This window comes from Marinobacter algicola DG893 (assembly GCF_000170835.1).
GTDB classification, from domain to species: domain Bacteria; phylum Pseudomonadota; class Gammaproteobacteria; order Pseudomonadales; family Oleiphilaceae; genus Marinobacter; species Marinobacter algicola.
Map to the genome: position 1 here is coordinate 59,863 of NZ_ABCP01000003.1, position 21,942 is coordinate 81,804.

The following is a 21,942-nucleotide window of genomic DNA, read 5'->3' on the forward strand; positions in this document are numbered from 1 at the left end:
GTTGGTTGCGACAGGTTTCACGGTTCCGGAATTAAGCGCTTGTAAGCTCTTTGGATAAAAGAGATAAACGCTTAAATTTCAAAGGAATGTGAAAAATGTCGCAACCATTCGGTCCGTCTGGCCTTCCTCTTATTGTTTGTTCAATCCTCTTTGCATTGGTTGGATGCGGTGACGGTGGCACCTCCTCGTCATCGAGTTCCTCGCAAGCCGGGCAAGACAACTCTGACCCCGGAGTGACGGCGAAATCCCTGCCCGAACTGGATGGCTATATTGAGTACGACTACTCGTTGCGAGGCACGAACGAAAACCCACGGGTTTATCGTCGTAATCTTAAGTCCCACTCGCTGGCTTATGTGCAGGCAGGGGGTAAGGTGGGTGGGCAGGTGTTTGCAGGGGGTGTCTTCACCAACGATTTTTTCGCTCCAGCTGCCGTAACTGCAAGCTCAACCAGTGTGTCGATTCACAGCCGCGTTGACGGAACAAGTGTCAAACTGTCGAACATTGGTGATGGGCAGGAACCTTGTTCCGTTCAGGGTTTCGTCAACAGCGATCTGTCTACTGGACTTGTCAATCTGACAATGTCCGGTGGCAATCTGACATGCGATCTGACGGTCGATTCCGACGACACGCATTACTGGTGGACGTTGGGTGCCAACACCTTTGAAGTCTGGGAAGCGGATGGTCTGTCTTCCTATACAGATGTATTCTTTAATGGCGAAGGCGATATCGATTTTGTGGTCGCCAATAACTATGCCGAAAAGACGATCATCCTGTACGGGGAATCGGGCGCTGAACTGCAAAGCGTGACGGGAAGCACCTGGGTACCGAGAATCTATCCCATGGCGGAGCCTGGTCTCACACGAGATGAGACGTTTGTGGGTGTGCTCAGTGACGGCGAGTTTTTGATTACATCAGTTGCAATGCTGTTGGACTCCGGTCTGGCAGGTGCGCAACCTGTGTTATCCGGGCTTTCCGAGGCTGCCAGATTGGCGTCACTCTCGTTGATTGAGGACGATAAATACACGATCATTGCGGACAATGGCTTGTTGTATAAGGTCGATGAAATTAATCGGTCTGCCTCATTTCTTGCTGATTTCTCAGATAAAATTGCGGATGGTTGGGCGCTCACCGATGTTGTTGTTATTAGCGACAAGGCCATCGTCTTAATGACGTCTTTTCAGGGTGCTGATCGCGCAGATCCTGTCAGTGAAGTCTATAACGTTGATCTTGGCTCGGGAGAGGTCGACTTGCTTCTAGCGGCGGAATCCACGTTTGTTGCCTCTCGAACAGAATCACTGCTTTTCATCAATTTCCTTGATTCCTCAGGGCGTAACAGAACCCTGATTGTAGGTCGGCCCGGTGGCCCGGTCGTGCCGAACGCGGAAACTTACTATGCAACGTCAGTGAACCTGGCTCGTGGCGGAGACCAATTGAAGGTATTGGCGATGACGTCTTCCGTAGAGAGAGGGGCGCTAAGCCCGGCGGGATTACTCAACCCGAACATATGGGTAGTCAACGAACATACCGGGAACGCAACAAGCAAGGTAATGACGCTACCTTACAACTGTTACTCTATGGATGCCTTTTATGCGATCAATAACCATCTCAGTGTCGTGTCTTTCTGTGAGGACGGGTTCGCGATAGAAGAGCTGGAGCTAGAGCGAGGGACGTTGAGTTTCGTGACATCCGATGCACGGGTCATAAACTGAGGGGCAATTGTTGAGAGCTAGAGGCCAACGTTCCGGCTCCGCAAAACACCTTTTTGGTTCGCGGAGCCGGAGAGTGCTACTTACGCCTTGCGACTACGGCGACGCAGTCCAAAGCCCAGGGCGCCAAGGCCCAGTAGCGCCAGGGTGCCGGGCTCCGGAACCGGGTTGGTCGGAGTGATCGGGCTACCGGCGTCGAAATCGTTGTTGTCAGTATCGCTCAGGAAGCTGAACATGCCTGAGAACAGGCTGCCTCCGAAATCGATAGCCATGGTTGTGAACAGGTCGTCGTAAAATACACCGTCGACGGAGAGTTTGTCGGAATATTCAACGTTCACGGTTGTGCCGTCCGCCAGGTCGCCAGCGTTGGACAGCTGGAATGGTTTGCCCTGGAAAGAGTCTGGTGAACGAAAGTCACCACCGAGGATGTCAAAGATTGTATTCCCGGGGCGTCCATTCAGAACAATACTGGTTACGTCCTGCACCGTATTGAAGGTGAATGGAGAGCTGAACGTGTTGCCGTTCACCGATAGACTCCAGCCACTGCCAACGGCTTCACCGTATGCGGAGGAGCCCACAGTACCATCGAAAGTGACCGTTTCGCAGGCTGCACTGGCGAAACAGGTCGTTACCTCCATCCCATCCATCAGTGAACCGTCGGTTGTATATTCAGACAGCATTTTGGTGTCGTAGAGATCGCCATCAGAGTTGACGACGTTTACGATCGGAGCTGCGTAGGCGTTCCCAGCCATTGCAGCGGCCAGTCCCAGGCCCATGACTACTTTGCGGTTAAATCCTTGCATACTTCATTCTCCTTGCGTTTTCTAAGATGTCCATATTCACCCTGTATATCCTGCAGAGTGGTCTCCGGGCTGCGGTTAAAGCAAGAAAAGAACCAGTTAAGATGTTATCTCTTTAAAACAGTCGGTTGTCATTTTTCACGCGGTCTGATTATCGGGGCGAATTCGAAAAGTGTATAAAAAGTCAACGTTTAAGAGCTGGAAGGCTGTATACCGGCTGGTGCGATGTACTAACCTGTTTGGCACGACCGCTTCCCGTTCCCGATGCATAATCGGGAGCCACAACCAATGGGGAATTCGCCATGAGTGCCAATGCTGATCAAAATATCCGCCCTGACTATGACGACGTGTTGCAGGCAATCGCGGACTATACCCTTGGCTACCGGATAAAAAGTAAGGAAGCCTGGAATACCGCGCGCAATTGCTTGATGGACACCATCGGCTGCGGACTTCTGGCCCTGCGTTTCCCTGAATGCACCAAGCATCTGGGGCCGCTGGTCGATGGCACCGTTGTACCCCATGGGGCTCGCGTTCCGGGCACACCTTACAAGCTCGATCCGGTAAAGGCTGCCTGGGATATTGGCTGTATCGTGCGCTGGCTGGACTACAACGATACCTGGTTGGCGGCGGAGTGGGGGCATCCCTCGGATAATCTGGGGGGCATACTGGCTGTGGCGGATCACCTTTCCCAGAAGCGAGTGGCGGAGGGCAAGGCGCCCCTGACCGTGAGGGATGTCCTGGAAGCGATGATCATGGCCCATGAAATCCAAGGGGTGCTTGCGCTCGAAAACTCGTTTAACCGAGTGGGACTGGATCACGTTGTGCTCGTCAAGGTGGCCTCGACCGCTGTTACCGCAAAACTGATGGGTGCGAGTCGCGATCAAATGCTGTCGGCCTTGTCCCATGCATGGGTGGATGGCCAGGCGCTGCGAACCTACAGGCACGCGCCAAACGCCGGTTCCCGCAAATCCTGGGCAGCTGGTGATGCAACTTCCCGCGCCGTGCGGTTGGCAGATATCGCGATGCGCGGAGAGATGGGGATCCCAAGTGTGCTCACGGCGCCTCAATGGGGTTTCTACGATATCCTGTTCAGCAAGACCAACAAAGACCAGACGCTTAAGCCGGAAGACAAGCGCCAGTTTACTTTACCCCAGGCATTTGGCGCCTACGTGATGGAAAACATTCTGTTCAAAATATCCTTCCCAGCCGAGTTTCATGCCCAAACCGCGGCGGAAGCGGCAGTGATACTCCACCCAGAGGTAAAAGACCGCCTGGATGAAATTGAGCGAATTGTCATCACCACCCATGAATCTGCCATCCGTATCATCTCGAAACAGGGCAAGCTGGCAAACGCGGCCGACCGGGATCACTGCCTTCAATACATGGCTGCTGTGCCGTTAATTTTCGGGGGGCTAACCGCGGAGCATTACGAAGACAGCTTCCATGAGGCCAACCCCCTGATCGACCAAATCCGGGACAAGATGGAGGTGGTGGAAGACGAACGATACACCCGGGAGTACCTGGAGGCAGATAAGCGCTCAATCGCTAATGCGATTCAGGTGTTTTTCACCGACGGTACCAGCACAGACAATGTTGCGGTTGAATATCCCATCGGCCATCGTCGTCGCCGAAAGGAGGGTATTCCCCTGCTTGAGGATAAATTCCGCCATAACCTGGCGACCCGATTTCCCGGCCAACGCTGCGAAAAGATCTTTCAGCTGTGCAAAGACCAAACGGAATTGGAAGCTACTCCGGTGCACGAGTTTGTTGGCATGTTTGTCATCTGAACGGCCTGAAGCGCCGTGCTTAAAGGTGCGAAGCAGGGCTGTCGGAAAACTTTACATAGAAGCGGTGTGGTCATTCCTAACTAGCTGAAAAAACGCCGTTTAAGGCCGTGGCACGCGTTATGCAGCGTTCACTCCATATCAAGACGATTCTGTCAGCTTATATGGAGTACTGATATGAACACACTAAAAACCGTCGGCGCCATAGGGGTTCTCCTCGGCGCTTGTACCTGGGCCGGTGCCGCGCCCATCCTCAACATCAGTAGCCAGGGAGCTGCAGCAGCTGCCGCCGCAGAACTGGACTTTCTAAGCACCGCTCATTCCGGCTATCTCACCGAAACGTTCGACGACAATACCTTTTACACCGTTGGAAGCCAGGCCGGCACCATCACTTCGTCGGTCGGTGTTGGCGACTTTACCAGCGCGGTCCCCGGGTCAGGTGGGTTGTGCGATAGCGGTCCCTACAACTGCAACGACGGCCTTGCCGTATTAAACGCGAGCGCCAGTCCTTTCAGCGGTCGCTATGCCATATCCGGGAACAATTGGCTCGACAGTATGGATGCCCGCCAGATGGTGATTTCTCCGGCGGCCGGTTTCAATTCCATGGGTTTTTACATAACAGACCCCAACGATGCTGGTGGACGCTTCTCGATTGGCGGAGTCGATTTCAGCTTCAACGACATATTTGGGTCCGCTCTTGGCAACGGCAGGGTTTATTACGTCAGCCTCTATGACGCGGCGGGATTGGGGGATGTCAGTATTTTTTCCAACAACCCCGATGATGGGTACGGCATCGACAATGTAACCGTCGCCAACGTCACAGAGCCGGGTACGCTGGCTTTGTTAGCGCTGGGACTGCTGGGAATCGGACTTTCGCTTTCGCGGAAGTCTAAGCGGAATCGCTGAAGGGCAGTGGTGGTGTGTCAGAAAACTTTACGCACTCCCAGAATCGATAGTTCAACTTCATGTTTATTAAAGAAAAAAATAGCTGGCACGACATGTGCTTTGAGATGGTTGGTTGATTAGAATCATAAGATGTAAACAAGGAGCAGTAAAATGAAAATGACTTCAAAGCTGATTGCAGCGGCGATGCTTGCGGGAACGTTTTCGGTAGCTCAGGCCGCTCCGATGGACGTTTTCGACCTGAAAACAGACAGCGGCGCAGACGTATTCACCGACACCCTCGGCGAAGGCGCTTTCTACGACAACGGTGCTTCTTTCGCAAAATTGAACGATGTTGATGGTACCCAGGATTCAGCCGGCGCTTTCCTGCTGTTCGAATTTGCAGGCTTTGCGAACATCAACAACTTCGGCATCTATAACCTGAACGACACCAACGAAACACTGCAGGTGTTTTCAGGGTCTGAAGGCTCTGGTGGTCGCCAGGTAGAGTTTGATCTGGACGCTGGAACAGCTTCCACACACTACGGAACGGCCAACATTGGTTCTACGTTTGGCTTCTACCTCCAGCGCGGCAACACCACGTTCTATTCAGATGCCAGCCTGAATGGCGGCGTTGACATGACGCGGATCTTTGACGTGACTGGCAGCCAGAACAGCAGCTTCTTTGGCAGCTCATTGATTGTGGCCTTCGAAGACCTGATTGACGGTGATTTCGATTACAACGATCTCATCGTTGGTATTTCAGACGTGCAAGCGGTACCCGAGCCGGGAACGCTCGCTCTGTTTGGTCTTGGCCTGCTGGGCCTGGGCATGACTCGCCGTCGCAAGTCAGCCTGATTCAGCGAAGCAATGGAACACCCTGCCTTGATTTAGAGGGCGGGGTGTTTTGCGTTTCTGGCGACGGATTGCCGCTAGTCGTCTACGTCGCTGATTGCAGTATCATTAAAATGCAGTAAACTCTGTTCATTGTCAGATCTGCAGCATGGGATGCGCAGGTGCGTTTACAGTGAACAGCAAAAGGAGTTGGCGTGGCCCACGTCAGATTGTTCAGGCACTACATTCATGTCCCCTTCGTTATCCTGGGCCTTATCGACTTCGTCGTACTGGTCGTAAGCTTTTCGCTTGCCGCATTTTTTCGCCACTTCGGCGAAGTGTCCTTCTTTATCGACAGCTATATATTCCTGCTGCCTTCCGCTGTTGTTTTTAGTCTCGTCAACTTGGTGGTCATGATTGCACTCGGCGTTCATCAGTCCCGTCTGGAAGAGGGCATGTCCGGGATGATGTTGAGGACCATTTTCTCGCTCATAATCGGCGTTCCGGCGGTGAGTGTTCTGTTTATTATCGGTAACGACTGGCTCTGGTATCTCGGCTTTACGGATCTGCTCACTTCGGCCTCGGTCTTCGGATTTTTCCTGTTGGGAATCTGTCGCTGGGTCTTCTTTGCAATGGCAGGGAAAGATGCGTTCAAGCGAAAAGTTCTGGTGCTTGGTGCGGGTTTCAGGGCTCGGCAGCTTCTTGAGGATCTTACAACGCCCTTCAATCGCAAGGGCTTTATACTGACGGGGTTTGTGCCGATTCCGGACGAGCCAACGCAAGTGAGCGAGGAACACCTTCTACAGCTCCCGACCACACTTCAGCAGTACATGCTCAATCACCCGGTCAAGGAAATCGTGGTTGCCGTCGACGATCGTCGAAAAGGGCTGCCGATGGAAGACCTTCTGGAATGCAAAATGCTGGGTGTTCGTATTGTGGATGGGGCCAGTTTCTATGAGAGAGAGTCACGGAAAGTCGCGCTGGAGATGGTAACCCACGGCTGGCTGGTGTTCTCGGACGGCTTCAAGGTGTCGTCCGTTTACGGCTTCGGCAAGCGGTTTCTGGATATCCTTGCAGCAGGGGTGTTGTTGTTGGCAGGCCTGCCACTGATGATTCTCACGGCGATTGCCATCAAGATTGAAGACGGTATAAAGGCTCCCGTGTTTTACAGCCAGGAGCGAGTGGGCCTAAACGGTAGTGTATTCCGGGTTCACAAGTTCCGGTCAATGATTACCGATGCGGAAAAGAACGGCGCGGTGTGGGCCAGCCAGAACGATGCACGTGTCACCAAAGTGGGGGAAATCATCCGCAAGATACGCGTTGATGAACTGCCACAGATCTTCAATGTACTAAACGGCACCATGGCTTTTGTGGGTCCTCGCCCCGAACGGCCCGTCTTTGTTGAGCAGTTATCAGAGAAAATTCCGTTCTACAGCGAGCGCCACAGGGTAAAGCCAGGTTTGACCGGTTGGGCCCAACTTTGTTTTGCCTATGCGGACAATGAAGAAGATACCCGGGAAAAGCTTCGTTACGATCTTTATTACATCAAGAATCAAAGTTTATTACTGGATTTGTTGATTATAATTCAGACAGTAGAAGTGGTATTGTTTAAGAAAGGATCAAGGTAGTTTCGGGACCCGTTTTTCCGAGACATGGAAACAGGCAAGGAATTGTAGAGAGGACGAACAATGTCATCCAAGTATTCACTCCTGGGATTGGTTTTCTCCCTGACTGCAGTCATTCTTGTGTCGGGCTGCGCCGGCCCGAACACCTCCTCACCCGAGCAGATAAAACGTGCCCTGGCCGTTGATACGGTTAACAGCGTTGATGAATATATTCTTGGCGCCACGGACGTGGTACGGGTTTCCGTATGGCGCAACGAAGACCTGAGCATATCGGTGCCTATCCGTCCCGATGGCAAGATCTCAGTGCCGCTGGTGGGCGATGTGCAGGCATCCGGCCGAACACCCGATGCTCTTGCAAATGATATCGAAACGAAGCTTTCCGCCTATATTCGGGAGCCACAGGTCAGCATCGTTGTTACCAGTATGGGGAGCCATGAATACTCAGATCGAGTGCGCGTGACGGGCGCGGTTCAGCAACCAACGTCGGTTCCTCATCGGGCGGGCATGACCGTGCTTGATATGGTGCTCACTTCAGGTGGTGTTACGCCGTTTGCGTCCCCGAATAATTCTGTGCTTTACCGGGCAGTGGAGGGTGAGGTGGTCGCCATTCCAATCAAACTGGACGAAATCCTCTCTCGCGGTGACATATCGACAAACTACAAATTACGGCCGGGAGATATCCTGACCATACCTGAGAGAAGCCTTTAACCCGGTACCGGGTAAGATGGTTGTTCCCGGTTGGGCTTTTTGAATAACGGACTATTGCTATGGCACTTCCTTTAAACCAATTACCGAAAGAGATCGTTCGGGAAGTACGGTCTCGTAAATGGCTGGCACTGCTTCTGTTTGCAGTCGTCAGCTTTTCGGTGTTGGCTGCCGGTTTCGTCTGGCCTTATAAGTATCAGTCTGAAGTTGTTATTTTTGTCGACGACAGAAATATCATCCAGCCGCTCATGGAAGGCAGGGCCGTTGCCACTGAAGTAAGCGAGAAAGTGTCTGCGGCCAGGGAACTGCTGGGAACACGGAGTGTGCTGGAAGGTATCGCCACAGACACGGAGATTTTTGGAGACAGCGCCGCCAACCTGCCACCCGAACAGCTTGAGGAACGTATCAACGGATTGAAGTACAGCCTGTCCGTGGCACAGCGAGGCGACAATTATTTCAGTATCGGTTATTCATCCTCTTCCGCCCTGAAGACCTTCCGGGTGGCACAGAAACTCGGCCAGGCATTTATTGAAGAAAACGCCAGACGCAAGCGCGAAGAAAGCCGCTCGGCCTACGATTTCATCGACAAGCAGGTAAAAAGTTACGAGCAGCAGATTGGCCAGGTGGAAGAGCGCCTCAAACAGTTCCTGTCCGAAAACGTAGATGGCACAGAATCGGACGCCAACGCCCGTCTGTCGAACCTGCAAAGTCGCCTGGAACTGGCCCAGCTGGAAAAAGAAGAGCTTGAAACCCGGGCACAGTCGTTCGAACGTGAGCTCAGTGGTGTCAGTCGAACGCTTCGGCAAGGTCGTACCGTTGATGCCTATCAGGAGCGAATCAATTCCATGGAGGAGCAGTTGGATTCGCTGCGGCTGCGCTATCACGACACCTATCCGGATATCGTTATTTTGCGGGAGCAGCTTGAAGAGCTGCGTAAACAGAGAGCCAGGGCGCTTGAAGATCAAGAGCTGTCCGGTGGAGGTGGCGGCAACGAGAGTGTGCCCAACCCGGTTTATCAGGAAGTCCGTTCCAAGCTGGTTACAACGAGCACCGACCTTGAAACCGTAGAGACCCGAATCAGCTCGATCCAGAGACTGATTGCTGAACAAAAGAAACGGATGGAGCGCATTCAGGAAAACAAGGCGCAGTATTCGGAACTGACCCGCGATATGGAAGTGAACAAGGAAATCTATAACGACCTGTTACAGCGCCGGGAAAAAGCCCGTGTTTCGATGCATCTGGATATTGAAGGCCAGGGTCTCAGTTACAAGATTACCGAAGCAGCCCAATATCCGACGAGCCCTACGGGGCCCAAGTTTTCAATGTTTGCCTTGGCAGGACTTCTGCTCGGCGCAGTTGCACCCTTCGGTGCCATTGCCGGACTGCTTCAGGTGGACCCCCGCATACGCTCTCGCGAACAACTGGAAGACGTTCTTGATATTCCAGTGCTGGAGCACTTGCCAGAAGTGCGGACGCCTTTTGAAAAGCGGCGGGATCGTAAGGTCACCGTGGCCGTGAGTGTTATGGCGGTACTGGTTGCCGCCGCTTACGTCGCGGTAGCACTGGCTTCTGTGTTTGGAGTGATCTAATGGCCGATTCCAGAGCAGACCAGGGAAAAGAGACACAAAACGAAGGAAGCGTTCTTTCCGATTTTGAGAAATGGAAATCTGAAAAAATGAACAGGGAGACTGAGAATAGCAGCGGTGCCGCGCCGGCAGGTAATAGTCCGGAGGTTGTCGCCCGTGGCGAAGATCGCTTCTCCGAATGGGACGACTCGCGGATGCTGGTGCCCAGTTCACTGGAGCTCGGTGCAGGCAGTGTCGACAAATACGTTATCAGCAAGCAGATTGTACGGATGCAGGAGCCACGCCGCCTGACACCGGATGATCTCGAAGAGCGACGGATTGTTTATCCAGAGTCCCGAAATCGGAAACTGGTCAACCATTTCCGAAACCTGCGCACGAAACTGCTGGAGAAATCCGGTGGCAATAACTTCACGCTGGTGGTCAGTGGCGCACGGGCCGGGGCAGGGTCGTCGTTTGTAGCACTTAACCTTGCAGCCGCGTTCGCATTCGACGAAGCAAAAACGGCGTTGATCATCGACTGTAACCTGAGGGAGCCTGCGCTTCATTCCACGCTGGACATCGTTCCCGAGTCAGGGTTAACGGATTTTCTTGACGACCCCGACTACGATATAGCGCGCATTCTGTATCCGACCGGAATTCCCAGGCTCCGTTTGATTCCAGCGGGTAGTCGTCGTGAAACACCCAGTGAGTTCTTTACATCCTTCCGGATGAAACAGTTCCTCCAGGCGGTGCGCCGTCGCTACCCCGACCGCTTTATCGTATTGGATACTGCGCCCATCACCGAGTCACCAGACGCGCGCATCCTGACAGAGCTTTGCGATTACGCCATGCTCGTTATTCCTCATGCCGGCATGACTGCCGAAGGCATCGAGCAGGCCGCAGGCTCCTTCAATTCCGAAAAGTTTGTCGGAGCGGTGATCAATGGCTAACCCAATCGGGCCATGGACGCGCTCGTCATTATCGGTTCCTGGCATACTGTTGAGTTGCGTGGTAGCCAGCCAACTGGCCGTTGCAGAGCCCCTGAGCCTCTCCGGGGGCCTGACAAACCGATTCAGCGACAATACTACCCGGGATGCCGACAACGAAATCAGTGATACGGAAACCCGAGTCAGCCTCCGGTTGTCGCATCAAAGCGACCCAGGCCAATGCCAGTCAGATACGTTTGCAGACATCGGTTATGGCATCTGGCATGACAAGACCTATGATCCTGAGACCTACACAACGCTTGATTTTCTGGGCAGTTGTGAGCTTTTTCAAGGATTCAGCTGGGAGGTAGCCGATAACCTGCGGGATGTCGAACAGGACTCCCGTGGCACGGAAACGCCGGACAATACCACTAGAAAGAATGTATTCCGCACGGGCCCGACCTACGTTTTACCGCTGGGCAAGGTCGATCAGCTTCGTTTTTCCGCGCACTATGAACAGGCGGAGTTCGGCGAACCGGAGGAAGCCGACAGTGATCGGTACATCGCTTCGGTGGCCTGGAATCATCTGTTCAGCCAGTCGTTATCTGGTGGTATCAGTGTCACCACCAATCGGGCGGAGTTCGATACCGGCGCGGAGATAGACACCGATGTCATCAGCTTGGATTTCTCGCAAACCTGGCCAACGACTCGTTTGTCGGGAAGCCTCGGTGTGAGCGAAATCGAGAGCAGTTTCGGTGGTAATAGCCAGTCGAGTGATGGTGTTGTTGGGAATGTATCGCTGGAGCGGGATATCAATCCAGTCACCATTTTTTATCTGGATGGCAGTCGCGAGCTGACGGACCAGACCTCGGATTTTGACATCCGATTCGGGGATTTCGTATTCGACCTGCGGGAAATCAGTGAAGTCGAAGTCACCGCTGTTGATACCGGAATCAGAAGACAGTTCAGTGATGGAGCACAGCTCAACGTCAACGCCTTTGCCAATCGTGCAGACTATATTCGAACGAATGAAACCGAAGACCGCCTGGGGCTGGCCATCGGTTATCGCCGGCCCGTCCTTCCGTTGTTAACGTTGCAGTCCAACATTCGATACCAATACGAAACCTTCGAAGAAGACAACGTCGATGAGGAGACAGCCAGCCTGGACGTCGGGCTGACTTATGAAGTAACGCGGGATTTGAGCGTTACAGGCAGGGTTGGCCACACCTCCAGAAGCAGCGATTTTAGTCCTAGTGAATATGAAGAAAACTGGGTGCTGGTGGGTCTGGATTACCGCTTCTTATGATCGGTTGTAAACTTGGTATCGTTATCAAAACCGGAGTATCTCGGACGTGAAACAGAACGCCCTGACAATTGATGTCGAAGACTATTTTCAGGTAGCGGCACTCGCCGAGGCCGTCAATCGTGACGACTGGCCAACCATGGAATACCGGGTTGAAGCGAACACGGAACGGTTGTTGGAACTGTTTTCCGAGCGTGATGTGAAAGCCACGTTTTTCACGTTGGGTTGGGTGGCCGAACGCTCTCCGAGTCTGGTGAAAGAGATCCAGAAGGCGGGGCACGAAATCGCCAGCCACGGCTATAGCCATCAACTGGTGTATACACAGACACCGGACGTGTTCCGGGAAGAAACTCGTAAGTCCAAGCGTATTCTTGAGGACATCACCGGCGAACCGATCACCGGCTATAGGGCCGCGAGCTATTCAATTACAGCGCAGTCCCGCTGGGCTCTGGATATCCTCTGTGACGAGGGATTCACCTGGGATTCGTCGATATTCCCGGTTCACCATGACCGCTACGGAATGCCGGGAACACCGCATGAGCCCTATCTGCTGCAGGCGCCCAACGGAAAAACCCTAACGGAGTTTCCACTGTCGACTTGCCCGATTGGCAAGTACAGACTGCCCATCGCAGGGGGTGGGTATTTCCGGTTGTTCCCGTATTGGCTCAGCCATTGGGGATTGGGCAAGATTAATCGGGCAGGGCAGCCATTTATATTCTATTTGCACCCCTGGGAAATCGATACCGGCCAGCCAAGGCTGAACGTGAAGGCATTTTCCCGTTTCCGACACTACAACAATCTGGATAAGTGCATGCACCGGCTTGAACGGCTGCTCAGCGATTTCCATTTTGGTTCCGTGTCGGACGTGCTTTCCGGTATGGACATTCCCACCAGGGCGGTCGCTGTCTAAGCGTTGTTTGAGGATTTTAAGGATAGCGCAATGGGAATGGAGACACCTATCCCCAGCCTGGAGGCCTCAAAGGCGCGGTTGGATGACTTGAAGGGCACCAAAGGCCGACTGAGTCGCCTTGTAGGCGAGGCACGCAAAGACGGAAACAGCGCGGATGAGCTGATCGCCGAGCTTCAGCAGGTATCCGGTGAGATAAAGCGTCTTCAGAAGCAGGTCAAAAAGCAGCTCAACGGAGCCCAGACCCAGGAAAAATGGGCCCCACAGCCCATCACCATTCCCCCCGCCATTGGAAATACCACGACGGCGCAAGCCGTTGTCGTGGAGCCCTGCCCAGATTCCGATCTGCATCATGCGGACGCCTACGTTGCCCGGCATCCGGCCGCGTCAGTTTGGCATAGGCCTGGCGTCTCATCGTTCATCCGCAGAACTTACGGCCACGACACCCGTTATCTCTGCGCCTACGATTACGCTGGCGGTATCGTCGGTGTGCTTCCCCTGGTGCAACTCAACAGCCGCCTGTTCGGGAACTTCCTGGTTTCAATGCCGTATTTTAATTATGGCGGGGTTTTGGCTGACCATCCCGACATTGCCAAGAAGCTCATCGGAGAAGGAGAGAAGGCGCGACAGCAACTGGGGGCAGGCCACCTGGAAATGCGGTTTTGCCAGGATAATGAACTGGGATTGCCCCAACGCAAGGACAAAGTCACCTTCTGGTTGCCATTGCCGCCTAAACCCGAAGACCTTTGGGACAGCTTCCAGCCCAAACTGCGAGCTCAAATTCGCCGAGGCGAGCGGGAGATGGACGGGTTCACTATCGGCGGTTCCGAATTGCTGGACGAGTTTTACCGGGTGTTCGCCATCAACATGCGTGATCTTGGGACGCCGGTCTATGGCAAAGACTTTTTTCGAAACCTCCTGGACTCTCTGGACGGACAGGCGTGGCTGGTGATTGCCCGCATTGAGGGACGCGCGGTTGGCTGCGCCTTCCTGACCGGCTACAAGGGCCGCATGGAGATTCCCTGGGCGTCTACACTGCGCAGGTACAATCACACCAGCATCAACATGATCATGTACTGGAAAGCTCTCGAGTTTGCGATTCAGCAGGGTTATGACGTGTTCGACTTCGGCCGTTGCAGCCACGATGCCGGCACCTATCGTTTCAAGCAACAGTGGGGTGCCCAACCTCTGACATTGCATTGGGACTACTTGTTGCCGGAAGGCGAAGCCCTTCCCGCCCTGAATCCGAACAACCCGAAGTTCAGGCTTTTGATCGCCGTGTGGCAGCGGCTACCAGTTTGGGTAACCAGGCTACTTGGCCCCCATATCGTCAAGGCCCTGCCGTAATGAGCCTGTTCCAGACGAAGGCGTGGCAAAGCGCCTGGTGGGACACCTGGGGGCACCAGAAAAGTTTCCGCCTGGTCCGGCCCTGGGACGGACAAGTGTCCGGGCTGTATGAGTCCCGGTATCGGTTGAAAGGGCTACTGCCAATACGCTCACTCCAGTTTGTGGGCACCAGCTCCCGTGAACTAAGAACGCCACGAACGGAACACAACCGCTTTTTTTCAGGCATAGACGGGCAGTCATTGATCCGTGGTTTGGAGCGACAACTGGAAGCGAGTCCCTGGAGTGAGGCGGTATTCAACGACTTGCGTACTGGCTCCGAAGAGCTCTCTGCCCTGGTCACCCTCGCGGCTACCCATCACTGGGCTTTCCGGATCATTGCCGCTGACGACGGATACGCAGTCACAACGTCCGGCGACTTCAATGACTACCTGGAGGCCCTTGGTGCCAATAGTCGCCTCAGGCTCTACAATCGCCGGGCCCTCTTTGAGTCGCTAGGGGAGGTGCGGCAAGAAAACCTATGGCCAACCCGCCCAGAGGATTTTTTCCAGGCGTTGAACCGTTTTCATCGGGCCAGGTGGAGAAAAGACTGTGTAACTGACAAAAGTCTGGGTTTTCATCGGGCTTTCCTCTCCCGAATAGAAGATGAGGGCGGTCGGCCTTATCTATCGGCATTACTGTGTGACGATACGGTGGTGTCTGTTCTTTACAATGTCTGGTATCGGGGTGTCGTTTATAACATCCAGGCAGGGTTTGAGGAGAACTTCCATAAAAAGCTATCCCTTGGCACTCTTCACCTGGGGTATGCCATTGATGAGGCGTTCCAGCAACCAGATACTCATCGGTTTGATTTTCTGGCGGGCAAAGGCAAGAAAGAGGATTATAAAGCGAGTCTGGCAACAGACACCTATCAGTTTGTATCCGTAATGCTTGTGAAAAGCGCATTATTCCGGGTCCTCTATTGGATGAGAGGGTTCTAAGGCCATGGCAGGGACTGTATGAAGACCATTTTGCATCTAATTGATACAACGGGCCCTGGAGGCGCCGAAACCGTTTTCATTAATCTTCTTAAAGAGCTGCAGCACACTGAGTTTCGTAATGTGGTGGTGCTGCGGGGTGAAGGTTGGGTGGCAGACCAGGTTCGCAGTATTGGTATTACACCCCGTTTCATTGACTCCAAGGGCAGCTTCAACCTTGGCTATATCAAGGCATTGAGGCAGTTGGTGAACCATGACGACGTGGACCTGATTCACGCTCACCTGCTGGGTTCGAACGTATACGGCGCTTTGCTGGCCCTGATTTGCCGCAAGCCCATGATCGCGACTTTTCATGGTGCGGTCGATGTGGCGGCCGGAGAACGGTTTCTGAGAGCGAAATTTTCCATCATCGGTTGGGGGGCGTCTGCAATCGTCTGTGTCTCCAAGCGGTTACAGGAAGAGCTGGCGGCACGCAGTTCCTTACCGGCCCGCAAGATTAATCTGATATACAACGGTGTCGACCCGAATCTGTTTTGTGAGGCGCCTGCCTCGGGCCTGAAAGAGGAGCTGGGTTTACCACCGGCGGCTACCGTTGTGGTCTCTATCGGTAATATTCGGCCCGCGAAAGGTTATGAACACCTGGTGAATGCGGCCATCAAGATGGCCAGACTGGATCCCGGCGTTCACTTTGTTGTTGTGGGGCACCAGAGGGCCTCCCTGTTTAAGCAGCTAGAGACCCAGATAGCCCGGGCTGAAGAGCCTCCCAACATTCACTGGCTTGGCTTCAGGGCAGACGTCGCAGACATCCTGCGACAGGCAGACATATTTCTATTACCCTCGGTGTCAGAGGGATTCTCAATCTCCACCGTTGAAGCTATGATGGCTGGAGTGCCTATTATCGCGACACGCAGTGGCGGTCCTGAGGAAATCCTTTCCGATGGCGAAACCGGGCTGCTGATACCCACCAAAGACCCGGACGCAATCGTCAGTGCCGTCGAGCGTTTGAAAGATCCGGCATTGAGCAACAAAGTTATTGAAAAGGCTCGACAAAACGCACTGGAGCGTTTCAGCCTTGGCAGTATGTTGCAGGCGTACCACGGGCTGTATGAAAGGTTTATTCGGCGCTGAGGCGCCCAGCCGATGGACCGGAGTCGTATGGATTTAACGCAGGAGGCGCAGCCGTGAAATCAGTTGTTCTGAAGTTCGTAAACCTTGTTGGCGAGACGGGCCTGTATCGCCTGCTATGCCCAGGCCGCATCCCAGTTTTTATGCTGCACCGGGTCACTGACGGGAACGACAATGTGCCTGGCGATATGACTGCTGACAAGCTTCGCAGCTACCTTCGATACCTGTCCAGTCGCAAGTACAACGTATTGTCCATGGAGCAACTCTGGCAGGTTCTTGAGAAAGGTGGGCCAATCCCCTCGAAAACGGTCATGTTTACCATTGATGATGGCTTCTTTGACCACCATGACGTGGCCGCGAAGGTATTTGATGAGTTTGGCTTTCCGCTGAATTTCTTTGTGATCACCGGTTTGCTGGATAAGCACCTGTGGCCATGGGACGACCAGATAGCCTATGCATTGAATAGGACCGAGCTGCGACAGGTCAGCCTCCAGCTTCCATCGGGGGGAGAATACTCCATCGATCTTTCGGTGAAGAACATCAGGCAGACTGCCCGTGAGATACGGAACGCGCTGAAAAAAGACAAGCAGGCACATATTTACCGCTGGTTGAAGGAGGAGCTCTACCACAAATTGAAGGTTGAGTTCCCTTGCAATATTCCCCCGGAATACCAGCCGATGTCCTGGGACGATGCAAGATCGCTGCGTGAAAGGGGGCACGGGGTGTATCCGCACACCTGTTCACACCGCATTCTTTCGGCGCTGGTATCTGACGAAAAGCATCAGGAAATCAACGAAGCCCGTAAAAGGGTTGAGCAGGAACTGCAATATACGCCGGAAGTATTCGCCTACCCGACTGGGCGCCGCTCAGATTATGATCTGGCTGATATCGACGAACTGAAACGGGCAGGGTTCAAGATGGCGTTCAACACGGTTCCGAATTACGTCAGCCAAGGTTGTAGTCACTTTGAGCTCCCGCGATTTTCAGTCCCTGGGGCTGTCGCCGATTTTATTCAAATCGTAAACCGTTTTGAGGCCATGAAAGAAAAGCTGCCTAATCAGCCAATGGTTTCACGTAGCTTTCTGCCAACCCGCTGAGCGATGTCCCGAATAGATGAGCGAGCATATCGAAAGGCGGGCAGCGGGTCTTTCCAGTAGAGCAAGGCTCCAATACGCCGCCGGCGGAGTACCACCAGGTAGCGGAAGAGTATCGAAAACACATTCTCCCTGTTTTCAAGCCGTGCAATCAGGTCGCCGAAAAAGTTCCAGTAAACCCAATTGTTTTTCTGGAGAGGCAATGCAATCTTCTGTCCGTAGGCTGCGTGAGTACACGCCAGGATATTGTTGACACCGCAACGGGTATCAAACCAGTTGCACATGCCGAGGCGGGGATTGGTTTCAATATAGTAGTAGCTGTCTGAGTTTGGGTCCTTCTTGAACTCGATCATCGCAGGGCCTGTGTAGTTCAGGGCCTTACCAATTTTTTCACACTCTTGCCGTAGTTTCTCATTGTCCTGGCTGATCGCCATCGATGTCACGCCGTAGTGTGAAGGCATCGTTCCAAGTCGTTTGAACACGAAGCAGGCACTGAGCTGCTGCTGGTGATCGAATGTCACATTGCAGACCCACAGGTTATCGTCTCCCCCCCGAATCACTTCCTGACCGATGAATCGGTCAAGATGATCCTTGAAGCGCTGCCGGAACTCATCCAGTTCAGCGATAGAGTTGAGGATAACGTTCTTTGCACCCAGCAAACTGTATTCTCGGAACGTCCGTGGCTTGATAATGATGGGAAAGGAATCGAGTGCGTCATCCGACAGCTGGTAATAAGTCTTCGGCAGGGTAATACCACCGTTTTCCATGTACTGGCATTCCAGCTTCTTGTCATTGAGTACTTCTGTGGTTTCAGTGCTCGGAACAACAAGGTGCTGTTTGGCGTAACCTTCACATTTCAGTTGCCCGAGTAACTCCGCGGCCAAATCCGAGCATGCCAGTAAAACACCCGGCCCACCCTCATTGGCATGGAGCTGGTCCAGAAGCGGCCGAACATCCTCAACGGTAGGATTGGACGGCAACAGGAAGCGATATTGGCTGAACCGGCTATAGGTACACAGGTCCGAATGATTGGTGACAAGTGTGTAGGTCTTCAGCCCTGCATGGGCGGCTGAGCGCACAGCTCCAAGGCCGTTGAGCCCGTTGGCAAGGATAATAACGTAGGGTTGATTGCCGGGCATCGTTAGTTCTTCAGTGCGCGTAGGTAATGTTTAAGCTCAAACCAGAACGGACGAAGATCGTTCCACCGGTTGACTTCATGGCGGGTTCGCAGGCCTGGCGTTACAAAGTTGAAGACTTCCCGCAATTTCCTACTCAGTGAATAACGGCTCAAAGGTGCTTTTAATACGAGATAAAGCCTGTCCAGATCACCCAGCAACCAGCGTACGCGGCGATACTTCCAAGTCGTCTCGGGAACGGATTGGCCGGTACTGACTAGATACAGCCACCACGGGAAGTCGATACCAGAGTCGATTGCCAGTTGTAGAGACCCCCAAAACCTGGGGTTTACCTCCATCAGATACCCGGTTCCGTCTTCTGCCACCCGGAACTCCACCATGGCCACGCCGTGCCAGTTGGCGGAACGAAGTAGTGTTTCTGCAGATTCCCGGAGTGGCTCATTAATCGGAGTGGACTCGCATAGCACACTGACACCACCACCGGGCGGCTTTTCCCTGAGTCGTCGATGGGCGAAGTAGCACACGGGGTTTCCATGGTCGAATAATGCGAAGACGCCTTGGCCGGTGCCGTTAATAAAGGACTGGATAGAGAAAGGAAAACGGAAGAACGTATTGGAGGTTATAGCAGCACGCGCCTCTTCCAAAGAATTGGCGATGATAACCTGAGTAGACTCAATGCTGTCGCCATCCAATACCTTTGATTTGAAGGGCTTCAGAACAACTGGAAAGCGTTCGACACCGTTAAGCGCTTTCAAACCCTCTTCGGCATCCTGGCAAAAGACAGTGCCAGGAATAGGAACATCCTTCTCAAGGGCCAAATGAAACAGCTCGTTCTTGTTTGCCAGTTGCTCAACTGCTTCTGTGGACGGGAAGGGGAGTACAATATGATCCGGCAGTTCGTCGCGGTATCGAAGCAGGACATAAGTCGTTGCCTCTGTGATTGGCAACAAAAAGGAAATGCCGAGAGATTCGATTTGCTGCAAAATATCATCAAAGAAAAGACGAGGCGAATGGAACGGATCTGAATAGGCAACACGCTGGCGGCAGTAACGGGAACAGCCAGCCAGCGATTCCGGTGCCGATTCGCCCACGGCAACCCAGAGCCCTTTTGCCCCCAAGGATCGCACAGCGGCCAGGGAGGCACGCTGATTTCCGTCTAGTACGAGTATTCTGGGTTCCATGGGTATAAACGTCCCTTGTTTGTACCAATAGTGAAAGTTGGAGCCCGATTATCCGGTATGTGGCTCACAAATTCTATTGCTGCGGGCTATGTATGCTGCCAAAAAGTATCAATGTTTCCCGATAGTAACGTAACTTGTGGCATGATACCCAGAGCTAGGAAACACTGGGTTTTTCTGGACCAGAACAGGGAGAATACTCGTTGAACCGGTTGGTCTATGGGCGGTTTGGCTCAAGAAAAGGACTTTTACGATTCTGTTATCACTGGGCTCTTGCGAGGCTGGGTGTGTACCGTGCTTTCTCGCGGGTAGATCCGGTAAATTGCCAGAGGTTGGTATTTGTCTGCAGTGGTAACATTTGCCGTAGCCCTCTCGCAGAGGCGTACGCTCGGAGTCTAGGCCGTGAGGCCGCTTCTTGTGGCTTGAATTGTGGCGATGGCTTTCCTGCCGATCCGCGAGCCAGAGAATTTGCAGCAAACCAGGGTCTTTCGCTAGACGATCACAAGACAGTAAATGTAAAAGACTTCAGGTTCCGTAACGACGACCTTATCGTGGTTATGGAACCAGCTCAGATTACTGAGTTCCAGCAGAAAATTGGGGAAGACTACACTCTTGCCCTTGCAGGGACCTACTGCGGAAAGCCCGTCCCCTATATCCATGATCCTTTCAACTGCAGTGATGAGTTCTTCAGTTATTGCGAGGAGAGCGTGATGGAGTCTGTCAGGGGGATGTGTGCTTAAAAAGCGCAAAGAAGTAACGGATGAAGACTTTTATGGCCTTAAAATAGGTGCTATGTGGCGCTATTTTAAAGGGGAAAGCTTTGCGTTTTGGATGGTTTGTGCATATCTTTTTCTTGAATATGTACGCCCTCAATCGATTTATCCAGTTATCGATTTTCTTCCTTGGACACAGCTGGTAGTGATCGGAGCTATACTAGGGTGTTTTACCGACAAAACGGTACGCTGGGTGTCATCCCCGATAAACCATTTGCTCATAATATTTTTCTTTATTATTTTGTTGTCGAGTTATCTTGCTTATTTTCCAGGAATTTCTTTTTCTAACCTCGACAAGTATTATTTATGGGTTATTATCTACTTCATAATTATAAATGTGGTCAACACACCTCGACGATTTTTTGTCTTCATATGTATTTTTCTTCTGGCATCATTCAAGCTATCTTTGTCTCTTTCCATTATCTGGGCAGGGCGCGGATTTTCTTTCACCGATTGGGGATTGATGGGCCCAAAAGGCTTTTTCCAAAACTCCGGTGAACTCGCTATCCAGATGCTTGTTTTCTGGCCCATAGCTTGGGCTTTTGCCCATGCGTTAAAACCCTACATATCAAGAAAACTGTATCTGGTACTTCTGTTAATGCCAGTAACGGCTATTATGGTTATTCTCGGCGCAAGTTCGCGAGGTGCGCAGCTCGCATTGGTCTGCCAGTTACTTGTAGCGAACTACAGATTCGTTTTTCGGCCTCGGATTCTGGTTTCGATTCTGATCTCGATGGTTCTGATTTGGAACTTTTTGCCGGAAGAACAAAAACAGCGATTTGAGACAATGGGTGAGGACGGCACCTCCAGGCAACGGTTGCTCTACTGGGAAAACGGTATCGAGATGATTCAGGATAATCCAGTTCTGGGCGTCGGATATTTCAACTTTGCATCTTATTTCGAAAGGTATTATCTAGGCGATGTACTGCTCGGAAGAGCAGAGCTTCCCCACAACATATTTATTCAAATAGGTACCGACACAGGGCTACTGGGTCTCTCTGTTTTCTTAGGTTTATTGTTTGTTGCCTATCGACTGGGTAGACAGTTCCGAACTGAACATTGCAATAAGAATGAGAGGATAATAGGGCGATGCGCCAATATTTCATTACTTGGATTCATCGTTGCCGGACAGTTTGTCACTGTGGCCTATTACCCATTCTTGTGGGTTCACTTGGCTTTGGTTGTAGCGTTGTCGAATAGTTTTAATATTAATCGAAAATTCCAGTTAAAGGTAGTAAAGAAAGGCCATTAGTTAATAAATTTATTTGATGGGGTTTA

The 21,942-nt window shown here is 52.6% G+C and carries 19 protein-coding genes; 16 read left to right on the forward strand and 3 right to left on the reverse strand.

Going from position 1 to position 21,942, the window contains the following annotated elements:
- The first annotated feature begins 95 nt into the window (after positions 1-95).
- On the forward strand, positions 96-1,709 hold the full coding sequence (locus tag MDG893_RS04340) for a hypothetical protein (protein ID WP_040474283.1): 1,614 nt from the start codon (positions 96-98) through the stop codon (positions 1,707-1,709).
- An 80-nt stretch (positions 1,710-1,789) separates the two neighbouring features.
- On the opposite strand, the gene MDG893_RS04345 is transcribed toward MDG893_RS04340, so the two are convergent.
- The gene (locus tag MDG893_RS04345; protein WP_007152509.1) at positions 1,790-2,509 is read right to left on the reverse strand and encodes a PEP-CTERM sorting domain-containing protein; all 720 of its coding nucleotides are present in this window, start codon (positions 2,507-2,509) and stop codon (positions 1,790-1,792) included.
- Between the two features lie 299 nt (positions 2,510-2,808).
- Here MDG893_RS04345 and prpD point away from each other — a divergent pair, with 299 nt between their 5' ends.
- The 13 genes from prpD to MDG893_RS04410 all read left to right on the forward strand — a co-directional run bounded on the left by prpD (position 2,809) and on the right by MDG893_RS04410 (position 17,580).
- Complete coding sequence (gene prpD / locus MDG893_RS04350) at positions 2,809-4,293, forward strand: 2-methylcitrate dehydratase (RefSeq protein ID WP_007152510.1); 1,485 nt, start codon at positions 2,809-2,811, stop codon at positions 4,291-4,293.
- A gap of 174 nt (positions 4,294-4,467) precedes the next feature.
- The gene (locus MDG893_RS04355) at positions 4,468-5,196 is read left to right on the forward strand and encodes a PEP-CTERM sorting domain-containing protein (RefSeq protein WP_007152511.1); all 729 of its coding nucleotides are present in this window, start codon (positions 4,468-4,470) and stop codon (positions 5,194-5,196) included.
- 150 nt (positions 5,197-5,346) lie between these two features.
- On the forward strand, positions 5,347-6,030 hold the full coding sequence (locus tag MDG893_RS04360; RefSeq protein WP_007152512.1) for a PEP-CTERM sorting domain-containing protein: 684 nt from the start codon (positions 5,347-5,349) through the stop codon (positions 6,028-6,030).
- Between the two features lie 191 nt (positions 6,031-6,221).
- Complete coding sequence (locus MDG893_RS04365; RefSeq protein ID WP_007152513.1) at positions 6,222-7,634, forward strand: TIGR03013 family XrtA/PEP-CTERM system glycosyltransferase; 1,413 nt, start codon at positions 6,222-6,224, stop codon at positions 7,632-7,634.
- A gap of 60 nt (positions 7,635-7,694) precedes the next feature.
- Positions 7,695-8,339, forward strand: a complete 645-nt coding sequence (locus MDG893_RS04370) for an XrtA/PEP-CTERM system exopolysaccharide export protein (protein WP_007152514.1) — start codon at positions 7,695-7,697, stop codon at positions 8,337-8,339.
- Positions 8,340-8,398: 59 nt separating this feature from the next.
- The gene (locus tag MDG893_RS04375) at positions 8,399-9,925 is read left to right on the forward strand and encodes an XrtA system polysaccharide chain length determinant (protein WP_007152515.1); all 1,527 of its coding nucleotides are present in this window, start codon (positions 8,399-8,401) and stop codon (positions 9,923-9,925) included.
- A gap of 86 nt (positions 9,926-10,011) precedes the next feature.
- The gene (locus MDG893_RS04380) at positions 10,012-10,851 is read left to right on the forward strand and encodes a P-loop NTPase family protein (RefSeq protein WP_244264389.1); all 840 of its coding nucleotides are present in this window, start codon (positions 10,012-10,014) and stop codon (positions 10,849-10,851) included.
- Positions 10,844-12,133 (forward strand): outer membrane beta-barrel protein, encoded by a 1,290-nt coding sequence (locus MDG893_RS04385; RefSeq protein ID WP_157132753.1) that lies wholly within the window; start codon positions 10,844-10,846, stop codon positions 12,131-12,133. Before MDG893_RS04380 ends, MDG893_RS04385 begins: the two co-directional genes overlap by 8 nt.
- Positions 12,134-12,170: 37 nt before the next feature.
- Positions 12,171-13,040 (forward strand): XrtA system polysaccharide deacetylase, encoded by an 870-nt coding sequence (locus MDG893_RS04390; RefSeq protein WP_040474284.1) that lies wholly within the window; start codon positions 12,171-12,173, stop codon positions 13,038-13,040.
- A gap of 30 nt (positions 13,041-13,070) precedes the next feature.
- Complete coding sequence (locus MDG893_RS04395; protein WP_007152519.1) at positions 13,071-14,384, forward strand: FemAB family XrtA/PEP-CTERM system-associated protein; 1,314 nt, start codon at positions 13,071-13,073, stop codon at positions 14,382-14,384.
- Positions 14,384-15,361 (forward strand): GNAT family N-acetyltransferase, encoded by a 978-nt coding sequence (locus tag MDG893_RS04400; RefSeq protein ID WP_007152520.1) that lies wholly within the window; start codon positions 14,384-14,386, stop codon positions 15,359-15,361. Before MDG893_RS04395 ends, MDG893_RS04400 begins: the two co-directional genes overlap by 1 nt.
- Positions 15,362-15,379: 18 nt before the next feature.
- On the forward strand, positions 15,380-16,486 hold the full coding sequence (locus MDG893_RS04405; RefSeq protein ID WP_007152521.1) for a glycosyltransferase family 4 protein: 1,107 nt from the start codon (positions 15,380-15,382) through the stop codon (positions 16,484-16,486).
- 53 nt (positions 16,487-16,539) lie between these two features.
- Positions 16,540-17,580, forward strand: a complete 1,041-nt coding sequence (locus MDG893_RS04410; RefSeq protein ID WP_007152522.1) for a polysaccharide deacetylase family protein — start codon at positions 16,540-16,542, stop codon at positions 17,578-17,580.
- Here MDG893_RS04410 and MDG893_RS04415 read toward each other — a convergent pair.
- Both MDG893_RS04415 and MDG893_RS04420 read right to left on the reverse strand, forming a co-directional pair.
- Entirely contained in the window at positions 17,541-18,716 is a 1,176-nt protein-coding gene (locus tag MDG893_RS04415) for an ATP-binding protein (RefSeq protein ID WP_007152523.1), read from the reverse strand. The two genes, MDG893_RS04410 and MDG893_RS04415, sit on opposite strands and share 40 nt — an antisense overlap.
- Before the next feature lie 2 nt (positions 18,717-18,718).
- Entirely contained in the window at positions 18,719-19,894 is a 1,176-nt protein-coding gene (locus MDG893_RS04420; RefSeq protein WP_007152524.1) for a carboxylate--amine ligase, read from the reverse strand.
- Positions 19,895-20,178: 284 nt separating this feature from the next.
- Here MDG893_RS04420 and MDG893_RS21385 point away from each other — a divergent pair, with 284 nt between their 5' ends.
- The gene (locus MDG893_RS21385; RefSeq protein WP_425268451.1) at positions 20,179-20,631 is read left to right on the forward strand and encodes an arsenate reductase/protein-tyrosine-phosphatase family protein; all 453 of its coding nucleotides are present in this window, start codon (positions 20,179-20,181) and stop codon (positions 20,629-20,631) included.
- The gene (locus MDG893_RS04430; protein WP_007152526.1) at positions 20,624-21,916 is read left to right on the forward strand and encodes an O-antigen ligase family protein; all 1,293 of its coding nucleotides are present in this window, start codon (positions 20,624-20,626) and stop codon (positions 21,914-21,916) included. Before MDG893_RS21385 ends, MDG893_RS04430 begins: the two co-directional genes overlap by 8 nt.
- Positions 21,917-21,942: the final 26 nt, after the last annotated feature.